The following is a 13540-nucleotide window of genomic DNA, read 5'->3' on the forward strand; positions in this document are numbered from 1 at the left end:
TCGACATCACCGAACTGGTAGTTGATCGACATGAGTGTTCTCCTATGAGGTTTCGGTGATCGGCTAGCTGGACAGGATCTGCTGGGAGGCCTGCTCTTGGGACTCGTAGTTGTTCGCGTCGCGGATCAGCCCGTCGCGCACCCCGTGCAGCATGTTGACGATGTTGCGGAAGGCGGTGTTCATCTGGCCCATCGTGTCGTAGGAGGTGGCCTGGGCCATCCCGCTCCAGCTGGCCCCGGCGATGTTCTGACTGGAGGACCACATCTTGCGGGCCTCATCCTCGACCGTTTGGGCGTGCACGTCGAAACGGCCCGCCATCGACCGCATCTCATGCGGGTCAGTCATAAAACGTGTGGGCATGTCTTTCTCCTTGCTGTGAATTGATACTGGCCGGATCTGCTGACCTGGTTTAGGAAGGCGGCATCGCCCCCATCGTCATCAGACGAATACCTGCTTGGGCATGACCTTTGGCTTGACGCCGTAGCGCGGTCCGCCAAAGCCCATCCCCGACTTGCCGCCCGCGGAGGCCATTCCCGGCATGATGCCCGGCGCACCTCCCATGCCGGCGACACTTTGGTCGGCGGCCGCGGTCCAGCCGGTGCCCGCCAACGTGGCGTCGCTGACGGCGGCCGGGGCGGCCGCCGACCACGCGGCCGGCACCGACAGCCCGCCGACCTCGGCTGCTGAGCCCATGCCGGCCAGCGTTGCGCCACCGACGCCGGAGGCCGAGCCCGCCAGAGTGGTGCCGAAGCCCAACCCGGCCCCCAGCGGAGTGACATCGCCGATCGTGACACCGAACGGAGCACCGGCGATGAAGTGGCCCAGGGTTCCCGCCGCCGATATCCCCATCATGGCGCACCAGGACGCCGTCACGTCCACGGAGTTGACCGAGTTCGTCACCGCACCGACTCCGAAGAAACCCTGGACCGCGTTGTACAGGTCTGTCAGCGGCGTGGTGGCCGCGGTGCTGGCCGCCGGGTTGGCGATCGAACTCGCGGAGTTCTGCAGGTTGCCGAGCAGCCCGTTGAGCCCGGCGTTCGCTGCGTTGCTGTTGGCGGCGTTGCCAACCGCGGCCGATTGTGCACCCGAGCCGCCGGGGTTGGTGTTCTGGGTCGGCTCGGTCAACGGTGTCACCTGCGCCGCGGTTGCCGCGGAGCCGGCGTACGTAGACATCGCGGTGGCGTCCTGCGCCCAGAACTCCCCGTAGAGGGCCTCGTTGGCCGCGATCGCCGGGGTGTTCTGTCCCAGGATGTTGGTCGCGACGAGCGCTGCCAGCTGAGCCCGGTTGGCGAACACCACCGGCGGTGGGATCGAGGCGGAAAACGCCGCCTCGTACGCCGCCGCCGAGGCGGTGGCCTTCGCGGCCGCTTCCTGCAGCTGCACTGAGGTGGTGTTCAGCCACTCGATGCTCTGCTGAGCTGCGGCGGCCATCGCGGTGGACGACGGTCCCTGCCAGTCCGAGCCGGTGAGCTGCGAGATCACCGATTCGTACCCCGCCGCATTGGTGCTCAGCTCCGAGCTCAGGCTGCTGAATGTCGAGGCGGCGGCCATCATCGGTCCTGCTCCGGCACCGGAGTAGATCAGTGTGGAGTTGACCTCCGGCGGTCGCGCTGCGAAATCAAAAACCATTTCTTGGGTCCCGTCTATTCATATGGGTGCGATTGGTGGTGTGGCCGGCCGACGCTGGCGGCGTGGGCTGTCAGGTGATCGTCGGCTTGGGCACCGCCGGCATGACCTTGGGCTTGACGCCGTAGCGCGGGGCGCCGAAGCTCGAGCCGCCACGACCGCCATTGGCGACGGCGGGCATGCCCGCGATCCCGTTCGTCATGCCACCAGTCGCCGGCGGGGGAGTGGCCCAGCTCTGAGACGCGAGCGTGACGGGTGTGCTCGCCCCCGGGATCCCGGCTCCGCCGGCCCAGCTGGGCGGCACCGACAGGGCGCCGATCGACGACCCCTGGCCGGCCGCGGCTAGCACCGGTGCGGCGCCCATCGCGCCGGCTCCGCCGATCCCGGGGGCGACGTTTCCGGCCAGGCCGGCGCCCAGGCCCCCGATGTCGGCGCCCGCAGTCGCAGGTCCGGCCAGCGCGGTGAGCATGCCGCCACCGCCGAGTCCGATGAGGTCCGAACCAGCCGACGCCCAGTTACCGACCTGGACGTTAGCGAGGTTGCCGATGTTGCTGCCGAAGAACGAGCCGCTGAGCGCGCTGCTCACGCTGTTGATCCAGCCGGCCAGGGTCTCTGCCGGGTCGGTGGCCGCCGTGCCCGCGGCCGACGAGGCGCCCGAGGTCGCGCCCGACAGCGAGTTGGCGGCGGCGCCGGCCTGGTTGGCCGACTCGGTCTCCTGGTAGGAGCCGGAGCTCTGGTTCAGCAGCTGAACGAACTGCTGATGGATGGCCTGGGCCTGGGCGCTGACCGATTGGTAGAGCTGCCCGTAGGTGGAGAACACCCCTGCCTGCAAAATCGACACCTCGTCGGAGGCCGCGGGCACGACATCGGTGGTCGAGGTCGCAGCGCCGGTGCTCTCAGCGGCAAACGAGTTGCCGATTCCCTCGAGCTGCGTCGCGGCGGCCGCGATCGCTGCAGGCTGTGTATTCACGAAGGCCATGTAAGTCTCCTGGTGTAAAAAGCCGACCCGGTGAAGGGTCGGCCACGGTCATCAATGCGTGGGTGTAGGTCGGGCTTCGCTGGCGTCCACGGGATAACCTTCGCGGACCTGCGGGTGCGTTGCCCAGCTGGTTAATGGCTTCTTAACAAGCACGGCGGAACTTTTAACACTTTCCTTGCGCCGTCCTGCGGCTACGGGCGTCCGACGGAATCTGGCGTTAACACGCTAGATTCGTCGCTGGCCCCCATAGCCCAATTGGCAGAGGCAGCGGACTTAAAATCCGCCCAGTGTCGGTTCGAGTCCGACTGGGGGCACGGCCACCCGCCGTACGGCGTTTGGTCAAGGTGTGCTGTTGTGAGACAACGAGGTCCGTGGGTACACCATGATCCACCGACATCGGACTGCCAACGATCTTGACGGTTTCCTTGCGGGGCGCCGTTCACCTTCGATGCTGGGTACGGTTGCACGGTGGCTGATCAGCTTTCGAATCCCGATGGCGACGCTCGACAAGACCCGGGCTTGAACCCAAGTGCGCCTATCATCTTCATAGCTACACCCATGTACGGGGGTATGGCTATGGCGGCATACACGTGGTCAATGGCGCAGACGCCCGCTATTTTCATGCGCAACGGACTGGGCCTGCTCTACATGAACAAGGTAAATGACAGCGTGGTGGCCAACGCCAGAAACACCTTGGCCCACCAATTCCTGGAATCTCAGGCGACTCATCTGATGTGGATTGACGCGGATATCGGCTTCAACCCAATAGACATCGTGAGCATGGTCGTGGCGGACAGAGACATCGTCTGCGGCCTGTATCCCAAGAAAGAGATCGATTGGAAGCGCGTGGCGCAGGCGGTCAGGGATGGCGTGCCGCCAGAAGAGTTGCACCAGCACGCGGGATCGTTCGTGGTCAACTTGATCACCGGCCCCGCCGGCACTGTCTGCGGGGATACCGACGGACTCTTCGAGATCGCCGGCGGTGGAACCGGATTCATGCTGATCAAGCGCGGAGTATTCGAAGCTCTGGCTGATGACGCCCGCGGATACGTACACGAGCAGACGGTGATCAAGGAGTTCTACGCCTCGAGCATTGACCCCGAAACAGGCAAGATGATGTCGGAGGATTACCACTTCTGCCGGCTGGCACGTGACCACGGTTTCAAGGTTTGCGCGGCACCCTGGGTGCGTTTAAGCCATACCGGGACATACGTGTTCGACAGCCCAATTCAGCCGGATTGGCTGACGCTGAATGTTCAGAACTGATTCGACCTGGGAGGCAGTCGCCAGGTCGCGTCCAACTTGATCGCGATGAAGTCGAGGCGCCACAGCGACTGGAATAAGTTGCGGCCGAAGCTTTCCAAGTCGGCTGTGCTAACTCCGTTGGGCGGTTCTCGCTGCGCCAGGTCCGCGGCGATCTCTCGAATACTGCGGCGGCCATCGACACTGCGTAAGAACGCCAACTGCGCCGGGTTCAGACGTATACGCCCGGCCGGCCAGAAGGCTTCGTCCCCGTCGACTCCGCACCGCATTCGCATCAGCGGCACATAGTTCAAGGCGTCAGCCGTCGAGAAGTCGATCGCGTAACTGTTTTTCGGCCGTACTGGCTGGCATGCCATGAAGAAATGGCACCCGTTCAACGTTTGCAACCGTTCCATCACGGACCAGATCTTGTTCTCGGGCAAAGCATTAACGGCTGGCTGAAACCCGCTCGGCGGCGCGAATAGGCTGTTCGGGTAGTACGGCGTCTTGTGATACCAGCTCTGGAAAACCAGCCCGGCCGAGGCCACGAAATCGAGGCACTCGTCGACGGTGTAACTGCGCGCGCGATGGTGCAGGAACGTATCCACCAGCGCGCCATCGTCTTGCAGATCGTAGGCAATTTTCAGATAGCTCTGAATCGGGTGGTCCACCGTCAGGGTCGAGAGGGTGTCCTTGACTAACTGGACCGATGAATCATCTTGGCGCAGGCCCAAATCGCGAAAGACCGACTCCAATAACTCGACTCCGATTCGCCCGTACTTGGCGTAGAGCATGAGAGCCATGACGCCATCGGGTCGCAGGCATCCCGCCAGAGCCTTCAGGCCGGCCCGCGGATCGGCCATGTGATGCAACACGCCGGTCGACACCACCAGGTCGAACTGGCGCCGCAGCGTCGGGAGTTCCTCGATCGGAAGCTGATGCAGCTGCAGGTTGGACAGGCCGTGTTTGTCCTTCAAATATTGCTGGTGATCCAGCGAGGGCTGGCTGATGTCGACCCCGACCACGTTGGCGTCAGGATTGCTGAACGCGAAGACCGCGGCCTGGTTGGTGCCGCAACCCGCGATCAGGATGTCGAGATCCGGCCGATAGTTCCGGTCCGGCCAGAAGATGCGGTGCGCATGCACCGGGTCGAACCAGTCCCAGTTCGTTGCGCTCCACGCCACCAGGTCTTCGACGGGAGGTGGGTATCTCCACCGCTCGTACTGGCGGCTGACCACATCAGCGCGCGCGTCGTTGTTCACGTCAGCGGTGCTCCGTCCCCGGGGAGCGGCCCGGATCCGCGCCGGTCCACGCCGGGGATTATCCGGCTACCCCCGGCCCGCCCGCAATCCGGCGAATGCGCGGTGCGCCCATTAACCCGTTGTGATATACGACTCTTTTGTAGAAAAGGATAAGGAATCCTTATCGGCGAATAATCCCGCCCCAGGCTATTCTCGGTTAGCGAAAACCATGAAGTACCTGGCGAAACTGCTTACTCCGTTTGCTGTTTAGAAACCCTGGGTGATGCCCGGTAAATGTTGTTTAAGGCTGCCTGAGTTACTCCGGTGACATGAGCAACAAACCGGAGTTTCGCACGACAGGGTGGCAATTTCAGCCGCTAGACTCGGCCGGAAGCGGCGCTCGACGCGCCTGAAGCAGGGATCTGAGTGTGCGGTCCGCGGAAGCATCGGACCAGCTGGAGCGTTATCGGCTCAGATACCCGATGTCCGCCCACCACGGACCAACAAGTAGAGGCTGGTACCACTGTGAGCGATGTGATTCCTGGGCTGGATCGGCCCCCCGGTTTCGCGGTAGCCGACGAGATCGCTGCCAAGCACGGCGCCGTGAGCGGCATGGCGATCAGTCCCGATGGCGCCATGTTGACGCTCACCCACTATGGCGACGACAGTTTCTCGCTGATCGACACCCGCAGCGGTGCGGTCGCACTAACGGTCGTCGACGTCGATGAATCGTCTGCCGTTGCCATGTCCGGTAGCCGTGCTTACGTCAGCACCGTGGCAGCCGAGCATGACTCGGTGCTGGCCTTTGACACCGACTCCAACGAGATTGCCGCGGAGTATCCGCTGGCGTTCAGCGTCACCGACTTGGCGGTCAGCCCGAACGGTCGGCAGGTCTATGCGGGCCGGACCGGCGTCAACGGCGCCGACGTCGCGATCATCGACACCAAGACCGGCAAGGGCGACTCGGTCAGCATCGCGAGCACCGCGGGAGCGACCGCCGGATGCGTGCGGGTGAGCCCGGACGGGCGCCGGTTGTATGTCGCGGTCAACGGCGCCTTCACCGCGGAGCTGGTGGTGATCGACGCTGTGCAGAAACGTGTGCTGAGCACGATCGAAATCGGTTCGCCCATCCGGGATATCGCGCTCAGCCCGAACGGTGCCACCGCCTATGTGGGCAGTTGCGGTCCCGACTTCGGTACCGTGCTCGACGTCGTGGACGTCCCCGCCACCCGCATGTCCATCAACGCCACCTACAAGTTCGGCGACGTCGCGGGGGCTCTCGCCCAGCTGACGGTGAGCCGCGACGGTGAGCGGACATACCTGGTCGGCGACCAGAGCGTGACCGTGCTGTCCACCGCGACGCAGGACGTGATCGGCAACATCGTGATCGACGGCCAGCCGTCGTGCGCGATCGAAAGCCCGGACGGCAAGCGGCTGTACATCGCCGACTACGCCGGGACGGTGACCGTCATGGAGATCGCTGCAACGGCCCCGCGCGCCGATGCCCGGTCAATCGATGACGATCCGACCGCTCCGCATCTGTGGGCAGTGCCCGACCTGCTGCTACTGCAGCCGACGCCGGCCTAGCCGCCGTCGCGGCCGCATCGCCGACAAGGCGATCGGCCGGACGTGCGATGATCGCCACCAGGGCGGGCCTAGGGCGGGCCGCCCCGGTAGTCAGGCGGCGGAGCCAAAGGCGGTCCATCGATGTACAGCACCATGCACAGCTTCCCGCTGACGATTACCGCCATCCTGCGGCACGCCACCCACGTCCACGGGGCGCGCAAGGTCACCACGGCCACCGGCGACGGTTATCGCGAGATCACCTACGCCGAGCTCGGTCGGCAAAGTGCGCAGTTGGCGAATGCGTTGCGGCGCATCGGTATCACCGGGGATCAACGGGTTGCCACCTTCATGTGGAACAACTCCGAACACCTGGCTGCGTATGTGGCGGTGCCGGCGATGGGCGCGGTGCTGCACACCCTGAACATTCGGCTGTTCCCCGAGCAGATCGTGTATGTCGCCAGCGAGGCCGAGGACCAGGTGGTGCTGGTCGACCTGTCGCTGGCCAACCTGCTGGCGCCGATACTTGCCGACCTCGAGACGGTGCACACCGTGATCGCGGTCGGCGACGGTGACACCGCTGCGCTCGAAGGATCGGGCAAGACCGTGCTGCGCTACGCTGACGTCGTCGCCGGCGAGCCGGCCGAATTCGACTGGCCCGAAGTTGACGAAAACTCCGCGGCCGCAATGTGTTACACCAGTGGCACCACCGGAAACCCCAAAGGCGTCGTCTACAGCCACCGGTCGAGCTATCTGCACACCATGGCGATCTGTACCAGCAACGGGATCGGCATCGGTTCCGGCGATTCGGTGTTGCCGATCGTGCCGATGTTTCACGCCAACGCGTGGGGCCTGCCCTACGGGGCGTTGATGGCCGGTGCGGACCTGGTGTTGCCCGACCGGCATCTGGATGCCAAGTCGCTGGTCGACATGATCGAGAAGCTGCGACCCACCGTCGCCGGCGCGGTGCCGACCATCTGGAACGACGTCATGCACTACCTGGAGCAGAACCCGGGCCACGACGTGTCGTCGCTGCGGATGGTTCCCAGCGGCGGCTCGGCGGTGCCGGTGTCGCTGATGCGCACCTTCGAGGAACGGCACGGCGTTCAGATCCGCCAGCTGTGGGGCATGACGGAAACATCGCCGACGGCCACCATGGCCTGGCCGCCGCCGGGCACCCCTGAGGACCAGCACTGGGCGTTCCGTGCGACCCAGGGTCAGCCGCTTTGCGGTGTGGAAGCCCGGATTGTGGACGACGACGGGCAGGTGCTGCCCAATGACAACGAGGCCGTCGGCGAGGTGGAAGTCCGCGGGCCCTGGATCACCAGTTCCTATTACCAGGGCCACGACGCGTCCAAGTTCGACTCGGGCTGGTTACGCACCGGCGACGTGGGCCGGGTCGACGAACACGGGTTCATCACCCTGACCGACCGCGCCAAAGACGTGATCAAGTCTGGCGGAGAATGGATTTCGTCGGTCGACCTGGAGAACGCCTTGATCGCGCATCCGGATGTGATCGAAGCCGCCGTGGTCGCGGTCCCCGACGAGCGCTGGCAGGAACGGCCGCTGGCCGTAGTCGTCGCCAGGGAAGGCTCCGATGTCAAAGCCGACGACCTGCGAAAGTTTCTGGCCGACAAGGTAGTTCGGTGGTGGCTGCCGGAGCGTTGGACATTCGTCGACGAAATTCCGCGCACCAGCGTCGGCAAGTACGACAAGAAGACCATCCGGTCCCGATACGCCGACGATGTCTATGCGGTCACCGAAGCCCGAGACTGAAAGGGAGAGCTATGAGCCTGCGGGTCGTTCAATGGGCAACGGGGTCGGTCGGTGTGGCCGCGATCAAGGGCATACTCGAGCATCCCGAGCTTGAACTGGCCGGGTGTTGGGTGCATTCGGAAGTCAAGAACGGCAAGGACGTCGGTGACATCATCGGCTGGTCCCCGCTCGGCGTCACCGCGACCAACAGCATCGACGACATTCTCGCGCTCGACGCCGATGCGGTGATCTACGCACCGCTGCTGCCCAACGTCGACGAAGTCGCGGCGCTGCTGCGCTCGGGCAAGAACGTCGTCACCCCGGTTGGCTGGTTCTACCCGGGCGAGAAGGAAGCCGCGCCACTGGAGGTTGCCGCCCAGGCCGGAAATGCCACACTGCACGGCGCGGGCATCGGTCCGGGGGCCGCGACCGAACTGTTTCCGTTACTCCTTTCGGTGATGTCGACCGGGGTGACTTTCGTTCGCTCCGAAGAGTTTTCCGATCTACGGACCTACGGGGCCCCGGATGTGCTGCGCCACGTGATGGGCTTCGGCGGCACGCCGGACAAGGCGCTGACCGGACCCATGCAGAAGATTCTCGACGGGGGCTTCATTCAGTCGGTGCGGCTGTGCGTGGATCGGCTGGGATTTGCCGCCGACCCGCAGATCCACACAGCGCAAGAGGTGGCGGTGGCGACCGGCCCGATCGAGTCGCCGATCGGGGTGATCGAGCCCGGGCAAGTGGCCGGTCGCCGTTTCCACTGGGAGGCGCTGGTCGGCGACGTGGTGGTGGTACGGATCACGGTGAACTGGCTGATGGGCGAGGAAAACCTCGATCCCCCTTGGACTTTCGGGCCGGCCGGGGAGCGCTACGAAATCGAGGTCCGCGGTCACCCGGACGCGTTCATCACGGTCAAGGGTTGGCAGCCGGAGAGTGTGGAAGCAGGTCTGAAAAGCAACCCCGGGGTGGTGGCGACCGCGGCGCACTGCGTCAACGCCGTACCGGCGACCTGCTCGGCGCCGGCGGGCATCCAAAGTTTCTTCGACCTGCCGCTGATCACCGCGCGGGCCGCACCCGGGCTGTCGCGGTAACCTGCCCGCATGGTGAGCACTTTGGCCGTTGAGCAATCGCGTGTCATTCCGGTCAGCGTCGAGGATGCCTTCGCCGGCACCTTGCCGATACCGCTGACCACAATTTTCAGCCGCTGGTACGGACCCATCGGGCCGATCAAAGGAGTCCGCGATCAGACCGGCCAGTGGGGCACCGTCGGGCAGACCCGGACAGTGCTGCTGACGCCCAGCGGGAGCTTCAAGGAAGAACTGACCAGTCTGGACCCGCCGCACTCGTTCGGCTACGCGTTGACCGGGGTCACCGGCCCATTGGGCTTGCTGGTGGGGCGGGCAGACGGCGAGTGGCGCTTCACCCCGAGCGGTAGCGCGACCACGGTCACCTGGCGGTGGAACATCCACGCCCGGTCGGCGCTCACTGCGCCGTTGCTGCCGGTGTTGGGCCAGCTGTGGAAGGGCTACGCGGGCAGATCGCTGGAAACGCTGTCGGCACAGCTGGCCCGCTGATGTGCCGACTGTTCGGTCTGCACGCCGGCAAGAACGTCGTCACTGCGACGTTTTGGCTGCTGGACGCCCCCGACAATCTGGCCGAGCAGAGCAGGCGAAACCCCGACGGCAGTGGTCTCGGGGTCTTCGACGGCCAGGGCCGCCCGCAGGTGCACAAGCAGCCGATCGCGGCGTGGCATGACGCCGAGTTCGCCACCGAAGCCCACGACCTGACCGGCACGACTTTTATCGCGCATGTCCGCTACGCGACCACCGGCTCGCACGACGTGGTCAACACCCATCCGTTCCTGCAAGACGGCCGGATCTTCGCGCACAACGGCGTACTGGAAGGCCTCGATGTACTCGACGAGCGGCTGCGCGAATCGGGTACGGCTGACCTGGTTTTGGGACAGACCGACTCCGAGCGGGTGTTCGCGCTGATCACCGCGTCGATCCGGGCGCGCGGCGGCGACGTCACCGCCGGTCTGGTCGACGCCATGCGCTGGCTGGCCGCCAATGTGCCGATCTACGCGGTCAACGTGCTGCTCAGTACGGCCACCGACCTGTGGGCGTTGCGCTACCCGGAGTCGCACGAGTTGTACGTGTCGGATCGCCGCCAGGTTCCGGCCAGCCACCGATTCCAGCTGCGCACCAGCAGAATTCGCGCCGACTCACAACATCTGCGCCAGCTGCCATCGGTCGTGTTCGCCACCGAGCCGATGGATGACGCGGCGCGCTGGCAGCTCATCGACCCGGGTGAGCTGATCCACGTCGATGCCGGTTTGCAGATCAGCCGCCATCTGGTGCTGCCGGATCCACCGCGCCACCAATTACGCGCCGCGGATCTGAGCCCGGCGGCTCAGGCCTCGCTACACCCATCGGTTTAGCGGGTGGACCTTACAGCCAACCGCGCGTTGGTGCTGGGCGGTGGCGGGGTGGCGGGAATCGCCTGGGAGACAGGTATTCTGCTCGGTATTGCGGATGAGTCTCCGTCGGCGGCACGGGTATTGCTGGATTCCGACGTGCTGCTCGGCACCTCGGCAGGCTCGGCGGTTGTCGCGCAGATCAGCAGCGGCCTGGGTCTGGCGGACCTGTTCGCCCGGCAAGTCGGTGCGAGGTCCGCCGAAATCGACCCTGGGGTCGGGATCGACGGCGTCACAGAGCTTTTCCTGGCCGCCATGGCCGACCCGGACGCCACGGTGACACAGCGGCGGCAGCGGATCGGGGCGGTCGCACTGACGGTCGAAACGGTGGCCGCGCCGTTGCGGCGCAACGTGATCGCGCAGCGACTTCCCGCTCACGTATGGCCCGACCGAGTGTTGCGCATCACCGCGATCGACACGGCCACCGGCGAATTGGTGGTATTCGATCGTGATTCGGGCGTCGACCTGATCGACGCGGTCGCGGCAAGTTGCGCCGTACCCGGCGCGTGGCCGCCGGTGACGATCGGCGACCGCCGTTACATCGACGGCGGCATCGGCAGCACGATCAACCTCGACGTCGCCGATGACTGCGCCGCGGCGGTGGTGCTCGTTCCCGCCGGTGAATCGGCGCCGGCTGCCTTCGGCGCCGGGCCTGCCAGTGAGATCAACGGATTTCGCGGTGCGGCACTCGGTGTGTTCGCCGACGACGAGTCGCTGTCGGCCTTTGGGCCGAACCCGTTGGATCCGCGCTGCCGCACCGCATCCGCGGAGGCTGGGCGCACTCAGGGCCGACGGGAGGCCGCCGCCGTCGCCGCGTTCCTGGACGTCAGCTGACCGGACGGGGTGCGTCGGCGGCATCCAGCGCCTCGGCGGCCAGCGTGCGTCCGATCTCGATCACTTCGGCCGCGCGGTGGAACTCCAGCCCGCGGCACGCCGAACGCGGCACCTCGATCAATAAGTCGGGTGGATAGGCGGCCAGCGTGTGGCGGGCCAGCGCGGCCTGAGCGATGTCGATGGTGCGGTTCATCACCTCGAAACCGCCGAGCTTGGGTACCTCCGATTCGGATTCCGATAGGACCTGCGAGTCCTCCGGATCCGCGGGGTCCGCTGTGTCGTCCGCGCTCGACGCCCCGAACCGGTCGAACAGCGCCGACGTGCTGCTCAGCATTCGGTTCAGCCACTCGGTGGTGGGCCGGGGTTCGGGTTCCGCGTCGGCGCCGCCGGCTTCGCTGCCGGACAGGCTGACCGCGATGGTCAGGTCGGCGTTGACGGCCGCGATCGGCGCCATCGGCAGCGGATCGAGGATTCCGCCGTCGGCCAGCAGCCGCCCGTCGACGACGTGCGGCGCGATGACTCCGGGGATGGCGATCGACGCCCGGATCGCCTCATCGACCGGTCCGCGCTGCAACCACACTGACTTGCCGGCCAACAGATCGGTGGACACCGCGGTGTATGGGATCGGCAATTCCTCGATGGTGGCGGCGCCCAGAATCTCACGCACCGCGTCCAGAATCTTCTCGGCCCGCAGCACACCCGCCGCGGTGATCGACGGATCCAGCAGCCTCAGGATCGAGCGCTGAGTCAATGACCTTGCCCAGTCGGCGAATTCGTCGAGTCGTTCGGCGGCCTGTAGCCCACCGACGAGCGCGCCCATCGACGACCCGGCAATGCCGACGATCTCATAGCCGCGGTCGCGCAGCTCGTGGATCACCCCGATGTGGGCGTATCCGCGGGCACCGCCGCTGCCCAGCGCCAGTGCGACCCGCGGCCGCGACACGTCCCCGCCGGCGTGAGCATCGAAGTCGGGCATGCGCTCATTGTTCCCCGCGCGGGAACGGTAGGGCGCACAGCACCCCGGTGCGAGGAGGGTTCGGCGGCCCGTCGGTGGCGACCGGCGAGCCACACGGCCAGGAGATTAGCCGCGGTGCGCGCTGACCAGCAGCGACGGCAGCTGCGCGCGGCCGTCGGACCCGATTGTCACGTTGCGGTATTCGAAACCGGCGGGCAGGGTCCGGGGCACGTTGACCCATGCGCGCGCGGGCCGCACCTCGTCGACGATGAGGTGCCTGCCGACGATGTCGCGCAATCCCGGCTCGGTGAACGGCCGTGGCCCGAAGTCGGCATCGGGCGGGAAGGCGTCGGTAGAGAAAACCAGCGCAAAGAATCTCCCGCCGGGCCGCAGCGCCCGCGCGCTCGATTCGATGTAACCGTCGCGCAACTGCTCGGGCAGGCAATGAAAGACCAGCCCGTCGACGACGGTATAGAAGTAGTTTTCGTACCCGGTCGATTTCGAGAGGTCGGCGACGCCGAATTCAACGTCCTGACCGCACCCGTCTGCCGCGCGCCTGGCTCGCTCGATAGCGGTTGCGGAAAGGTCGAGGCCGACGGCGTCATATCCTTTTTTGGCAAGCGCCAATGTCGTGATTCCGACCCCGCAGCCAGAGTCGAGAACCGGGCTTCGGAAACGCCCCTGACGCTCCAGCGCGGCGAGTTCGGGTTGCAATTCGCCGATATTCCAGCCGGGATTTCCGGGTGCGTAAGACGCCTCTCCGTTGTACAGCTCATCCCAGTCGACGCTGTTCACATTGAATGTTGGCATAGCACCGAAGGTAAGTACGCCGAGCAACGGCCGCAACTGGCCGAAGCCATTTTAACGAC

13 protein-coding genes and 1 tRNA gene are annotated in these 13540 nt (G+C 65.6%); 8 read left to right on the forward strand and 6 right to left on the reverse strand.

Annotated elements, in window-relative coordinates; translation table 11 throughout:
• Positions 1-63: 63 nt before the first annotated feature.
• The 3 genes from VGG53_RS12825 to VGG53_RS12835 all read right to left on the reverse strand — a co-directional run bounded on the left by VGG53_RS12825 (position 64) and on the right by VGG53_RS12835 (position 2605).
• A complete protein-coding gene (locus VGG53_RS12825) occupies positions 64-360 on the reverse strand; it encodes a WXG100 family type VII secretion target (RefSeq protein ID WP_331518434.1) in 297 nt (98 codons plus the stop codon).
• 78 nt (positions 361-438) lie between these two features.
• Positions 439-1629 (reverse strand): PPE family protein, encoded by a 1191-nt coding sequence (locus VGG53_RS12830; protein ID WP_331518436.1) that lies wholly within the window; start codon positions 1627-1629, stop codon positions 439-441.
• Between the two features lie 70 nt (positions 1630-1699).
• Positions 1700-2605 carry a PPE family protein, SVP subgroup gene (locus tag VGG53_RS12835; RefSeq protein WP_331518437.1) on the reverse strand — a complete coding sequence of 302 codons (906 nt, stop codon included), beginning with the start codon at positions 2603-2605 and terminating at the stop codon, positions 1700-1702.
• A 240-nt stretch (positions 2606-2845) separates the two neighbouring features.
• On the opposite strand from VGG53_RS12835, the gene VGG53_RS12840 reads away from it, so the two are divergent.
• Both VGG53_RS12840 and VGG53_RS12845 read left to right on the forward strand, forming a co-directional pair.
• Positions 2846-2919 (forward strand) — tRNA-Leu (locus tag VGG53_RS12840).
• A 154-nt stretch (positions 2920-3073) separates the two neighbouring features.
• Complete coding sequence (locus VGG53_RS12845) at positions 3074-3871, forward strand: hypothetical protein (protein WP_331518438.1); 798 nt, start codon at positions 3074-3076, stop codon at positions 3869-3871.
• On the opposite strand, the gene VGG53_RS12850 is transcribed toward VGG53_RS12845, so the two are convergent.
• Positions 3862-5109 carry a methyltransferase gene (locus VGG53_RS12850; RefSeq protein WP_331518439.1) on the reverse strand — a complete coding sequence of 416 codons (1248 nt, stop codon included), beginning with the start codon at positions 5107-5109 and terminating at the stop codon, positions 3862-3864. The genes VGG53_RS12845 and VGG53_RS12850 overlap by 10 nt on opposite strands.
• 504 nt (positions 5110-5613) lie before the next feature.
• Here VGG53_RS12850 and VGG53_RS12855 point away from each other — a divergent pair.
• The 6 genes from VGG53_RS12855 to VGG53_RS12880 all read left to right on the forward strand — a co-directional run bounded on the left by VGG53_RS12855 (position 5614) and on the right by VGG53_RS12880 (position 11716).
• A complete protein-coding gene (locus VGG53_RS12855; protein ID WP_331518440.1) occupies positions 5614-6675 on the forward strand; it encodes a YncE family protein in 1062 nt (353 codons plus the stop codon).
• A gap of 120 nt (positions 6676-6795) precedes the next feature.
• A complete protein-coding gene (locus tag VGG53_RS12860; protein ID WP_331518441.1) occupies positions 6796-8427 on the forward strand; it encodes a long-chain fatty acid--CoA ligase in 1632 nt (543 codons plus the stop codon).
• 11 nt (positions 8428-8438) lie between these two features.
• Positions 8439-9497, forward strand: a complete 1059-nt coding sequence (locus VGG53_RS12865; protein ID WP_331518442.1) for a dihydrodipicolinate reductase — start codon at positions 8439-8441, stop codon at positions 9495-9497.
• 9 nt (positions 9498-9506) lie between these two features.
• Positions 9507-9980, forward strand: a complete 474-nt coding sequence (locus VGG53_RS12870) for an SRPBCC family protein (protein WP_331518443.1) — start codon at positions 9507-9509, stop codon at positions 9978-9980.
• Positions 9980-10846, forward strand: coding sequence for a class II glutamine amidotransferase (locus VGG53_RS12875; protein ID WP_331518444.1), 867 nt, complete (start codon positions 9980-9982; stop codon positions 10844-10846). Before VGG53_RS12870 ends, VGG53_RS12875 begins: the two co-directional genes overlap by 1 nt.
• 3 nt (positions 10847-10849) lie before the next feature.
• Positions 10850-11716: a patatin-like phospholipase family protein gene (locus tag VGG53_RS12880; protein ID WP_331518445.1), complete on the forward strand. Its 867-nt coding sequence runs from the start codon at positions 10850-10852 to the stop codon at positions 11714-11716.
• On the opposite strand, the gene VGG53_RS12885 is transcribed toward VGG53_RS12880, so the two are convergent.
• Entirely contained in the window at positions 11709-12692 is a 984-nt protein-coding gene (locus VGG53_RS12885) for a patatin-like phospholipase family protein (protein WP_331518446.1), read from the reverse strand. The genes VGG53_RS12880 and VGG53_RS12885 overlap by 8 nt on opposite strands.
• Before the next feature lie 105 nt (positions 12693-12797).
• A complete protein-coding gene (locus VGG53_RS12890) occupies positions 12798-13481 on the reverse strand; it encodes a class I SAM-dependent methyltransferase (protein ID WP_331518447.1) in 684 nt (227 codons plus the stop codon).
• Positions 13482-13540: the final 59 nt, after the last annotated feature.

Source organism: Mycobacterium sp. (genome assembly GCF_036490025.1).
Lineage (GTDB): Bacteria > Actinomycetota > Actinomycetes > Mycobacteriales > Mycobacteriaceae > Mycobacterium.

Excerpts from the sequence above, each read along its gene's own strand:
- VGG53_RS12825 (WP_331518434.1), bottom strand. The coding sequence starts at position 360 with ATGCCCACACGTTTTATGACTGACCCGCATGAGATGCGGTCGATGGCG.
- VGG53_RS12830 (WP_331518436.1), bottom strand. The coding sequence starts at position 1,629 with ATGGTTTTTGATTTCGCAGCGCGACCGCCGGAGGTCAACTCCACACTG.
- VGG53_RS12835 (WP_331518437.1), bottom strand. The coding sequence starts at position 2,605 with ATGGCCTTCGTGAATACACAGCCTGCAGCGATCGCGGCCGCCGCGACG.
- VGG53_RS12860 (WP_331518441.1), top strand. The coding sequence starts at position 6,796 with ATGTACAGCACCATGCACAGCTTCCCGCTGACGATTACCGCCATCCTG.
- VGG53_RS12865 (WP_331518442.1), top strand. The coding sequence starts at position 8,439 with ATGAGCCTGCGGGTCGTTCAATGGGCAACGGGGTCGGTCGGTGTGGCC.
- VGG53_RS12870 (WP_331518443.1), top strand. The coding sequence starts at position 9,507 with ATGGTGAGCACTTTGGCCGTTGAGCAATCGCGTGTCATTCCGGTCAGC.
- VGG53_RS12875 (WP_331518444.1), top strand. The coding sequence starts at position 9,980 with ATGTGCCGACTGTTCGGTCTGCACGCCGGCAAGAACGTCGTCACTGCG.
- VGG53_RS12885 (WP_331518446.1), bottom strand. The coding sequence starts at position 12,692 with ATGCCCGACTTCGATGCTCACGCCGGCGGGGACGTGTCGCGGCCGCGG.
- VGG53_RS12890 (WP_331518447.1), bottom strand. The coding sequence starts at position 13,481 with ATGCCAACATTCAATGTGAACAGCGTCGACTGGGATGAGCTGTACAAC.